Source organism: Rhizobacter sp. (assembly GCF_031412495.1).
Classification (GTDB): domain Bacteria; phylum Pseudomonadota; class Gammaproteobacteria; order Burkholderiales; family Burkholderiaceae_C; genus Schlegelella_A.
Window position 1 is genome coordinate 1 of record NZ_JANODC010000020.1, and the last position, 16,761, is coordinate 16,761.

The 16,761-nt window shown below is 70.6% G+C and carries 16 protein-coding genes, 1 pseudogene and 1 riboswitch; of the genes and pseudogenes, 6 read left to right on the forward strand and 11 right to left on the reverse strand.

Going from position 1 to position 16,761, the window contains the following annotated elements:
- The 5 genes and pseudogenes from AC30N0_RS00730 to AC30N0_RS00750 form a co-directional block, all read right to left on the reverse strand.
- Positions 1-306, reverse strand: a pseudogene (locus tag AC30N0_RS00730) (23S rRNA (cytosine(1962)-C(5))-methyltransferase RlmI); the annotation flags it as partial.
- 11 nt (positions 307-317) lie between these two features.
- Positions 318-1,346: a tyrosine recombinase XerC gene (locus AC30N0_RS00735; RefSeq protein WP_489516030.1), complete on the reverse strand. Its 1,029-nt coding sequence runs from the start codon at positions 1,344-1,346 to the stop codon at positions 318-320.
- The gene (locus AC30N0_RS00740) at positions 1,343-2,053 is read right to left on the reverse strand and encodes a DUF484 family protein (RefSeq protein WP_489516031.1); all 711 of its coding nucleotides are present in this window, start codon (positions 2,051-2,053) and stop codon (positions 1,343-1,345) included. Before AC30N0_RS00740 ends, AC30N0_RS00735 begins: the two co-directional genes overlap by 4 nt.
- A gap of 13 nt (positions 2,054-2,066) precedes the next feature.
- Complete coding sequence (dapF, locus tag AC30N0_RS00745; protein ID WP_489516032.1) at positions 2,067-2,876, reverse strand: diaminopimelate epimerase; 810 nt, start codon at positions 2,874-2,876, stop codon at positions 2,067-2,069.
- A 47-nt stretch (positions 2,877-2,923) separates the two neighbouring features.
- A complete protein-coding gene (locus AC30N0_RS00750) occupies positions 2,924-3,799 on the reverse strand; it encodes an LpxL/LpxP family acyltransferase (RefSeq protein WP_489516033.1) in 876 nt (291 codons plus the stop codon).
- Positions 3,800-4,032: 233 nt separating this feature from the next.
- On the opposite strand from AC30N0_RS00750, the gene metK reads away from it, so the two are divergent.
- Together metK and AC30N0_RS00760 are read left to right on the forward strand one after the other, a co-directional pair.
- Positions 4,033-5,214, forward strand: a complete 1,182-nt coding sequence (metK, locus tag AC30N0_RS00755) for a methionine adenosyltransferase (RefSeq protein ID WP_489516034.1) — start codon at positions 4,033-4,035, stop codon at positions 5,212-5,214.
- A 55-nt stretch (positions 5,215-5,269) separates the two neighbouring features.
- Entirely contained in the window at positions 5,270-5,611 is a 342-nt protein-coding gene (locus AC30N0_RS00760) for a four-helix bundle copper-binding protein (RefSeq protein WP_489516035.1), read from the forward strand.
- A 39-nt stretch (positions 5,612-5,650) separates the two neighbouring features.
- Here AC30N0_RS00760 and AC30N0_RS00765 read toward each other — a convergent pair whose 3' ends face one another.
- The 4 genes from AC30N0_RS00765 to AC30N0_RS00780 all read right to left on the reverse strand — a co-directional run bounded on the left by AC30N0_RS00765 (position 5,651) and on the right by AC30N0_RS00780 (position 10,681).
- Entirely contained in the window at positions 5,651-6,865 is a 1,215-nt protein-coding gene (locus AC30N0_RS00765) for a toxic anion resistance protein (RefSeq protein ID WP_489516036.1), read from the reverse strand.
- Complete coding sequence (locus AC30N0_RS00770; protein ID WP_489516037.1) at positions 6,852-7,571, reverse strand: hypothetical protein; 720 nt, start codon at positions 7,569-7,571, stop codon at positions 6,852-6,854. Before AC30N0_RS00770 ends, AC30N0_RS00765 begins: the two co-directional genes overlap by 14 nt.
- 300 nt (positions 7,572-7,871) lie before the next feature.
- Positions 7,872-9,536 carry a vWA domain-containing protein gene (locus tag AC30N0_RS00775; RefSeq protein WP_489516038.1) on the reverse strand — a complete coding sequence of 555 codons (1,665 nt, stop codon included), beginning with the start codon at positions 9,534-9,536 and terminating at the stop codon, positions 7,872-7,874.
- Between the two features lie 17 nt (positions 9,537-9,553).
- Positions 9,554-10,681, reverse strand: a complete 1,128-nt coding sequence (locus AC30N0_RS00780) for a hypothetical protein (protein WP_489516039.1) — start codon at positions 10,679-10,681, stop codon at positions 9,554-9,556.
- Between the two features lie 67 nt (positions 10,682-10,748).
- On the opposite strand from AC30N0_RS00780, the gene AC30N0_RS00785 reads away from it, so the two are divergent.
- A complete protein-coding gene (locus AC30N0_RS00785) occupies positions 10,749-11,843 on the forward strand; it encodes a DNA glycosylase AlkZ-like family protein (protein ID WP_489516040.1) in 1,095 nt (364 codons plus the stop codon).
- Positions 11,844-11,849: 6 nt separating this feature from the next.
- Here the strand turns inward: AC30N0_RS00785 and AC30N0_RS00790 are convergent, their stop codons facing one another.
- Together AC30N0_RS00790 and AC30N0_RS00795 are read right to left on the reverse strand one after the other, a co-directional pair.
- Complete coding sequence (locus tag AC30N0_RS00790) at positions 11,850-13,085, reverse strand: YbfB/YjiJ family MFS transporter (protein ID WP_489516041.1); 1,236 nt, start codon at positions 13,083-13,085, stop codon at positions 11,850-11,852.
- Positions 13,086-13,134: 49 nt separating this feature from the next.
- Entirely contained in the window at positions 13,135-13,938 is an 804-nt protein-coding gene (locus AC30N0_RS00795) for an HAD-IIB family hydrolase (protein WP_489516042.1), read from the reverse strand.
- Positions 13,939-13,998: 60 nt separating this feature from the next.
- Positions 13,999-14,082, forward strand: a riboswitch (S-adenosyl-L-homocysteine riboswitch).
- A 78-nt stretch (positions 14,083-14,160) separates the two neighbouring features.
- Here AC30N0_RS00795 and ahcY point away from each other — a divergent pair.
- The 3 genes from ahcY to AC30N0_RS00810 form a co-directional block, all read left to right on the forward strand.
- The gene (gene ahcY / locus AC30N0_RS00800) at positions 14,161-15,594 is read left to right on the forward strand and encodes an adenosylhomocysteinase (RefSeq protein ID WP_489516043.1); all 1,434 of its coding nucleotides are present in this window, start codon (positions 14,161-14,163) and stop codon (positions 15,592-15,594) included.
- A gap of 20 nt (positions 15,595-15,614) precedes the next feature.
- Complete coding sequence (locus AC30N0_RS00805; protein WP_489516044.1) at positions 15,615-16,373, forward strand: TlyA family RNA methyltransferase; 759 nt, start codon at positions 15,615-15,617, stop codon at positions 16,371-16,373.
- Positions 16,370-16,761: methylenetetrahydrofolate reductase (locus AC30N0_RS00810; protein WP_489516045.1), on the forward strand; the 392-nt coding region annotated here is incomplete at its 3' end. The genes AC30N0_RS00805 and AC30N0_RS00810, both read left to right, overlap by 4 nt.

The following is a 16,761-nucleotide window of genomic DNA, read 5'->3' on the forward strand; positions in this document are numbered from 1 at the left end:
GCCGTGCACCAGGCGCAGGCCGTCGCTGGCGATCGGCAGGCGCGACCGGACCTCGATCGCGGCGGCGATGCGACGTGCGAAGAAGGCGGCGTCGATGCGCTCCTGCTCGTCGAAGCTCCAGGCGCGCAGGCGGATCAGCGATTGCGGGCTGTACGCGGCCCAGGCCAGGAAGCGGCCGCCGCTGTCCTCGACGCGCACCGTCTCGCCGTTGTCGGCCTTGCCGCCGCCGACGCTCCCTTCGAAGACCCACGGGTGGCGGCGCAGCAGCGAGCGCTCCTTGCCGGGGCGCAGCCGGATCGTCTTCATCGGCCGGCGGTTCAGCCCGAAGGCGTGCTCCGCTTCCTGGCGCGCGGGTGGGCGGCGTCGTACACCTTGGACAGGTGGCCGAAGTCGAGCTTGGTGTAGACCTGCGTCGTCGTGATGTTGGCGTGGCCGAGCAGCTCCTGCACGGCACGCAGGTCGCCGCTCGACTGCAGCACGTGCGAGGCGAACGAGTGGCGCAGCATGTGCGGATGGACGTGCGTCGGCACGCCGGCGGCGATCGCGCCGGCCTTCAGCCGCGAGCGGACCTGGCTTGCCGTGAGGCGCGTGCCGCGGGTGCTGACGAAGAGCGCCGGCTCGCCAGCCCGCGCGATGCCCTCGCGCAGGCCGAGCCAGGCGGCGAGCGCCGCCAGCGCCGGCCGGCCGACCGGGACGCTGCGTCGCTTGCCGCCCTTGCCGAGCACGTGCGCGCTGGCGGCGGGGGCGTCGATCCAGCCCGCGGCCGAGCCGCTCGCGGCGATGTCGAGCCCGACCAGCTCGCCGACGCGCAGGCCGCAGCCGTAGAGGAGCTCGACGATGCAGGCGTCGCGGGCCTGCAGGGCGGCGTTGCCGCCCTCGCCGCGGTGCATGGCCAGGGCGACCGCGTGGTCGACGGACAGGGCCTTCGGCAGCGGCTTGGCGGCGCGCGGCGCGCGCACGCCGTCGACCGGGTTGGCGGCGACCCGGCCGTGCCGGCCGAGCCACCGGTAGAGCCCGCGCCAGGCAGAGAGCTCGATCGCGATCGAGCGCGGCGCCAGCCCGCCGGCGTGCAGCTGGGCCGCCCAGCGCCGGACCTGCTGCACCTGGACCGCCTCGATCGCGACCCCGGCAGCCGCCGCGAACGATTGCAGCCGTGCGAACGCGGCGCCGTACATCGCCAGGGTGCGCGGCGCCAGGCGGCGCTCGACCTGAAGATGCGCGAGGTGGTCGGCGATCGCCGGATCGACCGCGGGAACGGCCGCCGGCTCGACTACCGGCTCGGCATCCGGATCGACAGCTCGGTCGAGGGCCGACCGCCGGCGCTCCGGCTCTGCCGGCGTGCTCATCCGGGCGGCAGCAGCCGCGCCAGCGCCGCGCTCGCCAGGGCACCGATGCGGACCAGGAACTCGGTGCCCATGTCGGGCGAATAACGCGTCGGGTCGGGCGAGGCGAGGACGAGCAGGCCGAAGGCGGCGCTGCCGGCGACCTCCGCGCGGCGCAGCGGCACGAGCGCGATCGACAGCGCGGTGGTCGGCGCGGCCAGCCACTGCACCGCCTCGAAACCGGAATTGAGGCCGCAGTACGGCGCACCCAGGCTGCCCGCGAAGCTCTTCACCTCGTCGCCCACAGGCTGCGCGAAGACGCGGCCGGCGTGCGCCGGGCCGGCGTCCCAGACGCGGATCGCCGCCTGCGGAATCATGAACTGGTGCGTCAGCTCGGCGACGAGCACGTCGGGCAGCTCGGCCGCATCGGCGGTGAGCATCAGGGCCCGGGTCCAGCGGTGCAGCTTGTCGGCGATGGCGACGTTCTCCTGCCCGTGGCGGACCATCTCGATGATCTGCCGCTCGAGCCCCTTGATCTTGTCGCGCAGCATTTCCATCTGCCGCTCCTGCAGCGAGACGGCGCGCTGCCCGTGCGGGCTGGTCAGCTGCACCGTGCTGAGCAGCTCGGCGTGGCGCTCGAAGAAGCCCGGGCTCGCAGCCAGGTAGTTGGCGATGTCGGCTTCGGTGATGCCCTGCACGCCGAGTTGCGTGCCGCCCTGCGTGATGCTCATGCTGCTCTGGTGCTCATAGGTCGATCTCTCCTTCGAAAACAGTCTCCGCCGGGCCGGTCATTCGCACCGGCTCGTCCATGCGGGTCGGGCTTCCCTGCCATTCGATCGCGAGGACGCCGCCGCGCGCCACGACCTCGACGCGGGCGGCGAGCCGGCGGTGGCAGACGCCGGCGACGACCGCGGCGCAGGCGCCGCTGCCGCAGGCCAGGGTCTCGCCGGCGCCGCGTTCGTGCACGCGCAGGCGCAGGCGGTCGCGCGCGACGACCTGGGCGAAGCCGGCGTTGACGCCGTCGGGAAAGCGGACGTGCCGCTCGATGAGCGGGCCAGTCGCCGCGACCGGCGCCGCGTCGACGTCGGCGACGAACTGCACCGCGTGCGGGTTGCCCATCGACAGCAGCACCAGCTCGACGGCGCGTCCGCCGACGTCGAGGGTCTCGACGGCGAATCCGGACGGACGGCCCATGTCCACCGTGACCCGTCCGTCGCCATGGGCGACGAGCTCGAGCCGGCCGTTCATCGTCTCGACGCGCAAGGTCGGGCGGGTCGCCAGGCCCTTGTCGAGCACGTAGCGGACGAAGCAGCGCGCGCCGTTGCCGCACTGCTCGACCTCGTTGCCGTCGGCGCCGTTGAAGATGCGGTAGGCGAAATCGACGCCGGGCGAGCGCGCCGGCTCGACGACCAGGATCTGGTCGGCGCCAACGCCGAAGCGGCGGTCGCCGAGGCGGCGCAGCTGCTCGCGGCTGAGCGCGAATGGCGCCCGCGTCGCGTCGATGACGACGAAGTCGTTGCCCGCGCCCTGCATCTTCGTGAAGCGAATCCGCATCGGCCGATTATCCGGCCGCGCTGCGGCGCGGCCCGGGGCGCGGGCTCTCAATACAGCGATGCTTGTCCCGCCGGTCGGGTCTTGAACCGGCGGTGGACCCACAGGTACTGCGCCGGGTTGCGGCGGATCTCGGCCTCGAACCAGCGGTTCATGCGGGCGGTATCGGCGAGCGGGTCGTCGCTGGGGAAGTCGGGCCAGGGCGGCTCGAAGCGGACCCGGTAGCCCTGCCCGTCCGGCAGCATTTCGGCGATCACCGGCTGGACGACCATGTGCAGGGCCCGGGCCAGGCGCGACGGGGCGAGCAGCGTCGCCGCCGGCACGCCGAAGAAGGGCACGAAGGCCGCGTCGCGCAGGCCGAAGTCCATGTCGGGCAGATTGAAGAACGCGTCGCCGCGACGGATGGCGCGCACCAGCGGCTTGCCCCCGTCGTCGCGCGAGAAGATCTCGGCGTTGCCGAGGCGCAGCCGGCCGCGGCGCAGGGCCGCGTCCATCACGGCATTGCTCTGCCGCTGGTAGATCGACACCACCTTGCGGTTCTGGAACAGGAGGACGGCCGTGCCGGCGACGTCGAGGCCCATGAAGTGCGGCACCAGCCACATGACCGGTCGCTCGCTGCGCTCGGCCAGGCCGACGTCGCCCTCGACGCGGATCAGCCGCTCCAGGCGGGAGCGCGGCGCATACCAGAGCAGGCCGCGCTCCAGGACGCTGCGGCCGAGCCAGCCGAAGTGCTCGCGGACCAGCCGGGCGCGGTCGGCAGCGGCCAGCTCGGGAAAGCACAGCTCGATGTTGCGCGCGGCGACGCGCCGGCGCGACGACACGAGCCGGTGCGCGACGCCGCCCAGCAGCCGGCCCAATGCGGCCTGCACGCCCAGCGGAAGCCAGTGGACCAGCCACAGCACGGCCAGCAGAACCCGCGCACCCACGCCCACTCCTCCCGGTCGAGCGGCTCGGCGCCGCCGCGCGCGGACTGCACGCAGGGGGAAGTATCGAGGCAGCCGGAAAGGCGCAAGGGCTTCCTATAATCGCCGGGTCGCCGAGTTACTGAACTACTTGCGGGGCGACGTCAAAGAATTCCGCTAAAGCGTTCGCCGCTCCTCCAGAGCCCAAGGCCGGCAACGCAATCCTTCATTGCGGGCCGTGTCACTGGAGCTACAGCGTGTCGAACGACTTCCTCTTCACTTCCGAATCGGTTTCCGAAGGCCACCCCGACAAGGTCGCCGACCAGATCTCGGACGCGATCCTCGACGCGATCTTCACGGTCGACCCCCGCTCGCGCGTCGCTGCCGAGACGCTGTGCAACACCGGCCTGGTGGTCCTCGCCGGCGAGATCACGACCAACGCCCACGTCGACTACATCCAGGTCGCGCGCGACACGATCAAGCGCATCGGCTACGACAACACCGAGTACGGCATCGACTACAAGGGCTGCGCGGTCATGGTCTGCTACGACAAGCAGAGCAACGACATCGCCCAGGGCGTCGACCATGCCAGCGACGACCACCTCAACACCGGCGCCGGCGACCAGGGCCTGATGTTCGGCTACGCCTGCGACGAGACGCCCGACCTGATGCCGGCGCCGATCTACTACGCGCACCGCCTCGTCGAGCGCCAGGCGCAGCTGAGGAAGGACGGCCGCATGCCGTTCCTGCGCCCGGACGCGAAGAGCCAGGTGACGATGCGCTACGTCGACGGCAAGCCGCACTCGATCGACACCGTCGTCCTGTCGAGCCAGCACGACCCGAGCCAGAGCGAGACGCCGACGAAAATGAAGGCCTCGTTCATCGAGCAGGTGATCGAGGAGATCATCAAGCCGGTGCTGCCGAAGGAGTGGCTGAAGGAAACGCGCTACCTCGTCAACCCGACCGGCCGCTTCGTCATCGGCGGCCCGCAGGGCGACTGCGGCCTGACCGGCCGCAAGATCATCGTCGACACCTACGGCGGCGCCTGCCCGCACGGCGGCGGCGCGTTTTCCGGCAAGGATCCGTCGAAGGTCGACCGCTCGGCCGCCTACGCCGCCCGCTACGTGGCCAAGAACATCGTCGCCGCCGGCCTGGCCCGGCAGTGCCAGATCCAGGTCGCCTATGCGATAGGCGTCGCCCGGCCGATGAACGTCACGATCTATACCGAAGGCACGGGCAGGATCGACGACCACGAGATCGAGAAGCTGGTGCACGAGCACTTCGACCTGCGCCCGAAAGGGATCATCCAGATGCTGGACCTGCTGCGGCCGATCTACGAGAAGACGGCCGCGTACGGGCACTTCGGCCGTGACGAGCCCGAGTTCAGCTGGGAGAAGACCGACAAGGCAGCCGCACTGCGTGCCTCCGCCGGGTTGTAGCGCGGCGGGAACATCTCTTGCCGGAGTTCGCGTCCTCCGACGCGAAAGGCCCGCCATGCCGCAAGGCACCGCCCTCCAGTCCTGCATCGATGCCTGCAACGCGTGCGCCGCCGCGTGCCACCAGTGCGCGGCGGCCTGCCTGCGTGACGACGAAGACGTCAAGACGATGGCCCGCTGCATCGCGCTCGACATCGACTGCGCCGCCGCCTGCCAGTTCGCTGCCGGCGCCGTGGCCCGCGGCAGCGAGCTCATGGGGGCGATCTGCGCCACCTGCGCCGAGATCTGCGACGCCTGCGGCGACGAATGCGAGCGCCACGAGCACGAGCACTGCCGGGCCTGCGCCGCCGCCTGCCGCGCCTGCGCCGACGCCTGCCGGAAGATGTCGATCGGCGGCTGAGGCCCGGGCAGCGTCCCGCGTCCGCGACCCGCGCCCGGGCTACAGCGCCACCGGCCCGCTGATCGCCGCGCCGCCGGCCTCCTTCGCCCGCTGCTGGCGAACCCGGTCGACGTAGCTTTCGCTCTTCTCGATCTGGCCGCGGATGATCTCGTTGTTGCGGCCCATGACGTCGATCGCCTTGGTGCGGAAGCTGTCCATCGCGTCCATCGCCTTGAAGGTCTGGTCGAACATCGACTGCATGGTCTCGATGCCGATCATCGGGTGGGTGGCGAACTCGGCCGTCCGCTCGACGTGCGTGTTGAGCTGCTTGCCGGTCTGCTCGATGAGCGTGCCGATGGTGGCGTTGACGCCCTTCAGCATGTCCATCGTCGCCACCTGGTTGCCGGTGGCGCGGGCCACCGTCTGCGCCACGGCGAGGGCGCTCATGCCGGTCGTGGCGACCCGGTTGCAGCCGTTCATCATCTCGCGGCCGGTCTTCTTCAGCACGTCCAGGGCCAGGTAGCCGTTGACGCACACCGCCTGCTGGGTGAGGATGTCCTGCAGGTTCTGCCGCGCATAGAACAGCACCTCCTGCTCGAGCGCCTTGGCGCGCTCCGGATCGCTGGACTTCAGCGCGGCGACACGCTCGGCCAGGCGCTGGTCGAGCGTCGTCGCGAATTGCGCCGCGGCGGCGAGCTTCTGCATCGAGTCCCACAGCTTGGCACGAGTCGCCTCGATGTCGGCGATGTCGAGCTGGACGTCGTCGCGGGCCGCGTAGAGCTGCTCGATGGCCTTCTGCAGCTGGTTGCCGGCGTTCTCGAACTTGCGGAAGTAGGCCTTCAGCTTGTTTCCGAACGGGATCACGCCCAGGATCTTGTTCGGCGCCAGCAGGTCGCCTTCCTTGCCGGGGTTGAGCGTATCGAGCAGGCCGCGGATCTCGCCGATCGCCCGGTACGCCGGCGTCTCCTCGGCGCCGATGAAGTTGCGCTGCAGGAAGCGGCCCTGCATCAGCCCGGCGGCGTTCGAGATTTCGGCGCGGCCGAGGGCGAAGGCGCTGTCGAGCTTGGACTTGAACTCGGTCGAGTGCACGTTTTCCGTCATCAGCGCATCGATGAAGCGGGCGACCTGGGCGTCGACGGCGCTCGCCGTCTCCGCCGAAAGCGGCACCGCGGCCGGCGCCCGTTCGGCCGGCACCGGCACGATGACCTCGGGCGGCGTCAGCTGGAACGAGGGCGCGGTGGCGGTGGCCGGCGGCCGGGAATCAGGGGTTGCCATGGTGCGGGCGTTTCTCCAGGGTGCCGGCCGTTGCGCCGGGGGCCGGCAGGATGCCGGTGCTGCCGAACTTCTCGTGCAGGAACTGCGAATGGGCGAGGAACGCGTGCGCGTCCTGGCTGGCCAGGTCGTCAGCCAGCTGCGCCACCTTGCCTTCGAGCTCGACCAGCGTGCCGCGGAAGATGTCGACCGCCGTCTTGCCGTCGTGGATCGGCCTCGAGTTGGCGTACTGCGCCGGGATCGACAGGTAGGTCTTCAGCGCGTCGGGCAGGTACGAGATGGCGATGTGCCGCGCATGGAAGCCCTCTTGCAGCGACAGCGCGCCCTTGCTGCGCTCCCACTGCGAGAGCAGCGACTCGAGCGCCGTGCACAGGTCGAGCACCTTCGCCTGCAGGCTCGCCGGCAAGCGGTTGTCGGGATTGAACTGGACCAGCCCGCGCACCGCCCGCAAGGCCCGACCCATCGCCTCGCGCGCGTCGCCGTCGTCGCTGAACTCCAGCGCATCGCCCTCCCACTGCGGCCCCGCGAGCGTCGGAAAGCCCAGCCACATGCCGCCGGCGACGAAGCCGGCCACGTACCCGAACAGCGCCAGCGGCAGCCCGGCGATGCCGATCAGGCCCAGCGCCTTCAGCACCAGCACGGCGGTCGCCAGCGCGAGCCCGGTCCAGTTGGCGGGGCTGACGAGGATCCGTGAAAGCTTCGCGAACATGCCCGTGTCAGCTTTACGCGCGGGCCGACGTCATCGGGTGGCCGATTGCGCTCATGTCCCCCGGCTCGGGGCGAGGGCGCCCCGAGCCTCCTCCTTTACTTCGCTCCATCGGCCACCCGACGCCCTCGGCCCGATCCGTCGTGCTCAACCAGGCGCGGTGCCAAGATGGTGCAGGATCGGGACGGTGGGGCGCTCTGCGCAGCGAAGTAAAGGAGGAGGACCCAGCCCCGGGGCTGGGTCCGGGGGACATGAGCGGAGCAGAGCGCCCCGCCGTCCCGATCCCGAGCCAAGAGAACGCGCTCATTGATACGCGCGGATGTCCTTGAAGACCGCGTACAGCGGCGTCTTGCGCGCATCGAAGACACGCCCGCCGGTCGTCTGCACCATCGCCTTCAGGTCGGCCTCCTTGGCTTCGCCGAAGAGGACCATGAAGACCGGGATGCCGCGCGCGTCTTCGGGCAGGCGCTCGTAGGCGGCCTGGAATGCCTTCAGGTTGCGGCCCTGGTTGTTCTCGCCGTCGGTGAAGGCGACGACCGAGTACTGGTAGTTGGGGTTCTTCTTCTTCTGCTCGACCATGTGCTCGAGAGCGAGCAGGACGCTGTCGTACAGGGCCGTGCCGCCGGTCATGCGCAGCTGGTCGGCGTAGTCGCGCACCTTCTCCAGCATCTCCTGCTTGGCCTGCGAGTCCTCGTGCACCTGCACGCCCTTGCCCTGGCTGCGCGTCGCCGGCAGCTCGAAGTACGTCATCTCGCGCGGCCGGTCAGAGAACGGCAGCATCCAGACCTTCTCGCGGTCGGTGAGCTTGGCCAGGCGCCCGGTCAGCGAGCTGTCGGCGCCGGCGATGTAGTGGATCGCCTGGACCAGCTGCTGGCGCCGGCCCTGGCCTTCCATGCTGCCGCTGGTGTCGAGCACGAAGGTCGACGCGATCGGCTTGCGAAACTCGTTGAGGTAGGCGTCGATCAGCCCGTCCGACAAGGCGCGGTCGGGCGAGAACGCGAGCTCGACGCGGACGCTGCCCTCCTTCGGGAACAGGTCGCCGACCTGAGCCGCCACCTCGGCGCTGATCGGCCGGCGCAGCGTCTGCCGGGCCAGCCAGGTCTGCGCCTCGCCGCCCTTCAGGTAGGCGACCACCTTCTGGTAGTCGGCGCGGCGTGCGTCCTGCAGCAGCATGAACGGGTAGTCGGCGGTCGAAACGCCTTCCTTAGGGTAGACGAGGACGAGCTTCTCGCGCAGCTTGCCGCCGTTGTTCAAAGTCAGCAGCCAGCTCTCGTAGTTGATGAAGGCGTTGACCTTGGTGCCCTGCTGCTCGATGAACTTTTCGGCCAGGTAGGTCGAGTTGTCGCCGGCCAGCTTGTAGCCCTTGAGGAAGCCGGCGATGGCGCCGCGGTCGACGTCGGCCGCCGACAGCGCATCGGCCTTGTCGCTGGCCGCGGCGACGACGCCCATCAGCGCCATGAAGCCCTGGTTCGATGTCGCCGGATTCGACAGCGCGTAGTTCAGCTTGCCTTCGGACGCCGCCTTGGTGATCGTCTTCCAGGTGACCTTGTCGGCCACCGCCGGGTCGTCCCAGCCGAGGCGTTTCGCCGCCGACTGGCTGATGCCGACGGTGATCGGCGACAGCATGATCTTTTCCTGCAGCTTCACGCGGGCCTGCCCCTGCGGGTCGGAGAGCAGGTACTTGGCGTTGGCGAACCACGCGGCGTCGGCCTTCGTGGCGCCGGACAGCACGGCCTCGGTGCTCTCCATCGTGCCGCCCCACTGGAAGCGCAGCTTGACGCCCGTCGCCTTCTCGACCATGCCCTCGAGCGCCTGGGCGTCGCGCAGGTCGGTCGTGGCCAGGACGTTGAACGGCAGCGCCGGGGCCGGCGGCGCGACCGGGGCGGGCGGAGCGGCCGGCTCGTCGCGACCGCAGGCAGCGAGCAGGGCGGCGGCGGCGAGGGCCGCGAGCAGCCCACGTGCATTCACGATCAGGCGCCGAGCATTCATTTCGCCATCTCCTGGGTCACGATGTCGATCATCTCGGCCATCAGGTCGAACGACGGCGGGTCGACGACTTGGGTGATGCGCTCCTCGACGGCGAGGCCGGTCGGCTTCACCGCCTGCATAAAGGTGCCCGTGTCGGCGATGCGGAAGCCGTACTCGACGCCGATCTTCTGCAGGTCGGCGTTGTTCGCCAGCAAGTCGGCCAGCGCGCGCGAGCGCTCGTTGGTGGCAATGAACACGACCTTGTTGACGATGGTCGGCTGCGGGTACATGAGGACCATGTCGGCGGCGACGCCCTTCTTCGCCAGCGCATAGGCGACGAGCTGGTTCTCGTAGATGAAGGCCATCGGCGTCTTGCCGATGCCGATGGCGACGTAGTCGTCGAAATTGCCGTTGACGTAGTTCTCCTGGTAGCCCTGGCGCTTGAACAGGTCGGCGAGCTGGCGCGTCACCGTCTCCGCGGTGGCGCGGTCGGTGACGACGTCGCCGTGCTTCGCGTAGCTGGTCAGCGCCAGGTACATCGCCGCCGAGTTGCTGCGCCGCACGTCGGTGGTGGAGACGAGCACGCCACGCGACACGTCGTAGGCCTCGGCGCCCTTGAGGTCCTTCCAGCGCTTCTTCGCCAGCATCGTCTCGGTGAGCCTGGCGATGTCGACGCCGTAGGTGCGGTCGCCGAGCGGCTTGGCCATCCCGTTGGCGACCAGGATCTTCGCGATCGGCTGCCAGCTGGCGATGACCATCGGCGTGTGGAAGGGCGACGACTGGGCAATGGCGATCTTCGCCTGCGCCGCCGCCGCGGCCACCTGGTTGGCGGCGACCACGCCGGACGGGAAGATGAAGTCGGGCATCGCGCCCGGAACGACCCGCGACGCCATCTCGCGGCTGCCGATGCGCGTCACCGCCACCGGCAGGCGCTTCTCGGCCAGGATCCTGCGCACTCGCGCGTCGGCGAAGAAGGGCTCGACGTCGAGGGCGATCAGGCCCTTCAGCTCGGTGGCGGAGGCGACCGCCTCCGCCTCGGTGCGTGCGGCGGTGGCCGTGGACTGGCCGCGCATGGCGAAGTAGAGCGCTGCACCGAAGCCCGCGAGCATCAGCACCGTCAGTGCGACCTTGCCGATCTTCGACATCCCGACTCGCCCTCCTTCGGCGCGGACTGTAACCGGCGCTGCCCGTGCGTCGCGGCATCATCGACGCATGTCGAAAGCGCCGCCCACACTCGACGACCTGCGCCGATATGCCGTCGCCCGGACCCTCTTCAAGCCCACCACCCTCGGCCGGGCGATCCAGAAGCTCGGCTTCGTGCAGGCCGACCCGATCCGCGCACCGGCACGGGCCCAGGACCTGACCTTGCGCCACCGCGTCGCCGGCTACCGCGCCGGCGACCTCGAGCGGCGCTATCCGCGCCTGGCCGTCGAGGAGGACTGCCTCGTCAACTACGGCTTCCTGCCGCGCCGCCACCTCGCCCTCATGCATCCGCGCACGCCGCGCAAGGCCTGGGACGACGCGACCCGCGCGAAGGCGCAGTCCCTGCTCGCCTTCATCAGGGATCGCGGGCCGACGCACCCGCGCGTCGTGCAGGCGGCGTTCGCGCACGGCCGCATCACCAACTACTGGAGCGGCTCGGGCCTGGCGACGACGCAGCTGCTCGACGGCATGCACTACCGCGGCCTGCTGCGCGTGGCACGGCGCGAGAACGGCATCCGCATCTACCAGGCGGTCGAGCATCCGCCCGCCGAGGACGATGCCGAGGCGCGTTCGCGTCGCGCCGCCGAGCTGGTCGAGCTGGTGATCCGCAAGTACGCGCCGCTGCCGAAGGCGAGCCTCGGCTACCTGGTCTCGCTGCTCGGCTACGGCGCGCCGCACCTGCGCAGCGAGGCGCGTGCGGTGCTGGCGAAGGCGCGCGAGCATTTGGCCAGCACGACCATCGACGGCGTCACCTGGTACTGGCCCGCCGACGAGAACCCGCGCTCGTCGCGATGGCGACCCGACGAGGCGGTGCGCTTCCTCGCACCGTTCGACCCCATCGTCTGGGACCGCAGGCGGTTCGAGCTGCTGTGGGGCTGGACGTATCGCTTCGAGGCCTACACCCCGGCGCCGAAGAGGAAGCTCGGCTACTACGCGCTGCCGCTGCTCTTCGGCGACCGCGTCATCGGCTGGGCCAATGCGTCGGTGGCCTCGGGCGCGCTGGAGATCGACACCGGCTTCGCCGGCAAGCCGATGGCGACGCGCGCCTTCCGCTCCGCCTTCTACGACGAGCAGGCCCGGATGGCGGCGTTCCTCGGCCTCTGAGCGAACTCAGGGCGGCGCCAGCGGCTTCTGCCGGCTCGCCGCGATCGCCGCCAGCAGCAGGACGCCGGCGGAGCAGGCGAGCCCGGCGCGCAGGCCGCCGGCGAGGTCGGCGACCCAGCCGACCAGGCTCGGCCCGACGATCTGGCCGGATGCGAAGGCGATGGTCAGGGCGCCGATCCACTGCCCCCATTCCGGCTCCGGGAGGTTGTGCCGGACCAGCGCCGTCGTCGACGCGACGGCCGACAGGAACACGGCACCGAAGAGCAGGCCCGAGGCGAACACGGCGAGCGGATGGCTGCTCAGCACCGGCAGCATCGTCGCGACGGCAAGCAGGCCGTTGAGCAGGCTCATCGCGCCGCCGCCGCGCGAGCGCTGCAGCAGCGGCGCCCACAGCCACGACGAGGCGATCACCGCCAGCCCCAGGACGACGTAGAAGACGACGATGGCGTCCGCCCCCAGCCCCTGCTCGCGCAGCAGGGCGAGCACGAAGGTCATGTAGCCGATGTAGCCGAGGCCGAACAGCACGTAGGCGAGCATCGCCGCGTCGAGCGCGCGGGGCCGCGAGCGCCGCGTCGACACCGCCGCCTCAGTCGCAGCCGGCGCGGCCGTCAGGCTGCGGCGCAGCACGAGCGCCATTGCCACCGTCGCGAGCAGCGCCAGGGTACCGATGCCGAGCCAGGCGGCCTGCCATGCGTGGGCGACGGCGCGTCCGAGCAGCGGCGGCACGAACAGCGCCGCGACGACGATGCCGAGGCCGGTGCCGCCGTAGTACACGCCGAGGACGAGGCCCGCGCTCGGGGCGGGCCGGTCCGGCTCGCCGGCTGCAGCGTTCGGCGCTGGCTCGGGGGGCCGGGTGGCGACCAGGCGCGCTGCCAGCAGCGCACCCGAGATCAAGGCCGCGGCGCTGACCAGGCCGCTCGCGAAGCGCATCGCGACCAGCGCGGCATCGGCGAGGACGACGCCGTGCAGGGCCAGGAAGACGCCGGTGGCGGCGGTGCTGGCGACGAACAGGCGCGGCGTCGACGTGCGGCGGAGCAGGGGCGAGGTCAGCAAGGCGCCGGCGAGGTAGCCGACGGCGTTGACGGTGTTCATCGCCCCGGCCACCAGGTAGCTCCAGCCGAGGTCGGCGCGCATCGGCGCGAGCAGCAGCGCGTAGGCGAAGCGGGCGAAGCCGAGCGACACGGCGGAGCCGAGGGCCAGCGTCGCCGCGACCAGCACCACCGGCACGGGACGCGAGGCCATCAGATCCGGAGCAGCGGGACGGGCCGCCGCCGCCTCGCTCGTCGCGCCGTCACGCGCGTGCCGCGAGCAGGCGCTCGGCGACCTCGACGAAGCCGCGGCCGCGGTCGAAGGCGGTGAGGTAGGCCGGCCACTGCGTCAGCCGCTCGGCGAAGTCCATCAGGTTGGCGACGCCGACCGACAGCGGGAAGTGCGCGAACATCAGCTGATCGTTGGTCGAGTCGCCGACGTAGACCCACTGCCCCCGCTCGGCTTCGAGGTCGCGCGCCAGCAGGCGCCTGCATATCCAGGCCGCGCCGGTCAGCTTGGTGTGGCCGCCGAACCAGCCGTTGATGTGGATCGAGCTGACGGTGGCGTTCATGCCCTCGGCATGCATGATGGCGACGACTTGCTCGATCCGCGCCGCAGGGAGATGCGCGAACTCCGAGTGGTCGACGGCGATGTCGGTGACCCGGCCGGCGCTGTCGCGGGCCAGGGTCGCGCCGGGCACCGCGGCCAGGATGCGCGCGGCAGCGGCGCCGAGCCGGATCGCGTTGGCCGCCCTTTCCACCGCGCCCTGCGCGTACTCGACGCGCAACTCGCCGCCCTCCGCGAAGATCGCCACGGCCCCGTTCTCGGCGACGACGGCGGCGAGCGGCGTGTGCTCGGCGATCGGCAGGCTCCAGCCCATCGGCCGGCCCGTCACCGCGATCACCGGCAGGCCCGCCTGGCGCAGCGCGGCGAGCGCGGCGGCGACGCCCATCGGGATCGCGCCCTCGGTCGTCAGCGTGTCGTCGATGTCGGTGAGCACGCCCACGACGCTGCGAAGCACGCCGACATTGCAGCGCTCCCACTTCTGCACGTGCGGCGGAATCACCGGGGCATGATAAGGACGCGCCTTGCGCAGCCGGCGGGCGACTCGAATAGAATAAAAGCGCTTTCCGAGGAGCGTTGCAAGGCGGGGCCGCAAGGGCCGCGTCCCAGGCTCGGAAAGTTCGATCTGCAACCGCGCTCACCCGCACGATGGTCTCGTGGGTGAGCACTGCCTCCCTGGATCGATCGGCGTGCGGGTTCCTCTTTCTGCCAGGAGCCTTTTGCAATGAATGCCGTACTGAAGCCGCAAGCCGCCGCACCCCACGTCGTGGCCGATCTTTCCCTTGCCGACTGGGGCCGCAAGGAAATCCGCATCGCCGAGACCGAGATGCCGGGCCTGATGGCGATCCGCGAGGAGTTCGCGAAGAGCCAGCCGCTGAAAGGCGCGCGCATCGCCGGCAGCCTGCACATGACGATCCAGACCGCCGTGCTCGTCGAGACGCTGCAGGCGCTCGGCGCCGACGTCCGCTGGGCCTCGTGCAACATCTTCTCGACCCAGGACCACGCCGCCGCCGCGCTCGCCGCGCGCTCGACGCCGGTCTTCGCCTACAAGGGCGAGAGCCTGGCCGACTACTGGGACTACACGCACCGGATCTTCGAGTTCGCCGCCAAGGGCCAGAAGGGCGAAGGCCCGAACATGATCCTCGACGACGGCGGCGACGCGACGCTTCTCATGCACCTCGGCAAGCGGGCCGAGAAGGACGCCTCGCTCCTGTCCAAGCCCACGAGCGAAGAAGAGACCTGCCTCTACGCCAGCATCAAGGCCAAGCTGGGCGAGGACCCGACCTGGTACTCGAGGAAGGCCGCCGAGATCATCGGCGTCACCGAGGAGACGACGACCGGCGTGCACCGACTGAAGGAGATGAGCGCCAAGGGCACGCTGCTGTTCCGCGCCATCAACGTCAACGACTCGGTGACCAAGAGCAAGTTCGACAACCTCTACGGCTGCCGCGAGTCGCTGGTCGACGGCATCAAGCGCGCGACGGACGTGATGATCGCCGGCAAGGTCGCCTGCGTGGCCGGCTACGGCGATGTCGGCAAGGGCTCGGCGCAGGCCCTGCGCGCGCTCTCGGCGCAGGTGTGGGTGACCGAGATCGACCCGATCAACGCACTGCAGGCGGCGATGGAGGGCTACAAGGTCGTGACCATGGAGTACGCCGCCGACAAGGCCGACATCTTCGTCACCACCACCGGCAACAAGGGCGTCATCCGGCACGAGCACATGGCGGCGATGAAGGACCAGGCGATCGTCTGCAACATCGGCCACTTCGACAACGAGATCGACATCGCCTCGCTCGAGCATTGCGAATGGGAGGAGATCAAGCCGCAGGTCGACCACGTGATCTTTCCCGACGGCAAGCGGATCATCCTGCTCGCCAAGGGGCGCCTCGTGAACCTCGGCTGCGGCACGGGACACCCGAGCTTCGTCATGAGCTCGAGCTTCGCCAACCAGACGATCGCCCAGATCGAGCTGTTCTCGCACAGCGACGCCTACGACGTGGGCAAGGTCTACGTGCTGCCCAAGCACCTCGACGAGAAGGTGGCTCGCCTGCACCTGAAGAAGGTCGGCGCGATGCTGACCGAGCTGACCGACGAGCAGGCCGCCTACATCGGCGTGCCGAAGCAGGGCCCGTACAAGCCGGACACTTACCGCTACTGACCGGCCGGGATAACGCTTCCGTGCGTGCCGACCAGCTTGTCCTGCAGCGTGGCCTCGCGCCCACGCGATCGGCGGCGCAGCGCCTGATCGCGACCGGCGCGGTGCGCTGGCTGAGCCCGGCCGGCTGGGCGGTGCCGCACAAGGCGGGCGAGGACCTGCCCGACGACGCCCGCCTGGAGGTCACCGACGACGCCGAGCTGCGCTTCGTCTCGCGCGGCGGCCTTAAGCTCGAGGGCGCCCTGCAGCGGCTCGGCATCGACGTCGCCGGCATGACCTGCCTCGACATCGGCCAGAGCACCGGCGGCTTCACCGACGTGCTGCTGCAGCACGGCGCGAAGCACGTCGTGGGCGTCGACGTCGGTCACGGCCAGCTGCATCCGCGCCTGACCGCCGACGCGCGCGTGACGGCGCTCGAAGGCGTGAACGCGCGCCATCTCGAGCCGGGCCAGCTGCCGTTCCCGCGCTTCGACCTCGTCGTCGGCGACCTGTCGTTCATCTCGCTGGCGCTCGTCCTGCCGGCGCTGGTGCCCTTGGCGGAAGGCGCCCTGCTTCTGCTCGTCAAGCCGCAGTTCGAGCTGCAGCCGGTCGACATCGGCCCGGGCGGCAAGGTCAGGAACGCGAGTGCCTACGGCCACGTCGAGAAGAAGCTGCGCAAGGCCTGCGCCGGCCACGGCTTGGACGTGCTCGACTGGTTCGACAGCGCCACCCCCGGCAGCGAGGGTACACGCGAGTTCTTCCTGCACGCGGCGCCGCAGCGCGACGCGAAGGCCGGGTCATGACGATGCGCCTCCCCGTGCCGGTGAGCTTCGAGTTCTTTCCGCCGAACACGCCGGTGGGCACCGAGAAGCTGAAGCAGGTGGTCGCCGACCTCGCGACGACCGGGCCCGAGTTCTTCAGCGTCACCTACGGCGCCGGCGGGGCGACGCGCGAAAAGACGCTCGCCGCCGTCGCCGACATTGCCGCGCTCGGCCAGGAAGCCGCGCCGCACCTGTCGTGCGTCGGCTCGACGCGCGAGAACATCGCCGAGATCCTCGCCACCTACCGGGCGCAGAAGATCCGCCGCCTGGTCGCGCTGCGCGGCGACCTGCCGAGCGGCAGCGGAACCGCCGGCGAATTCCGCTACGCGAGCGAGCTGATCTCGTTCATCCGCGAGACGCAGGGCCGCGA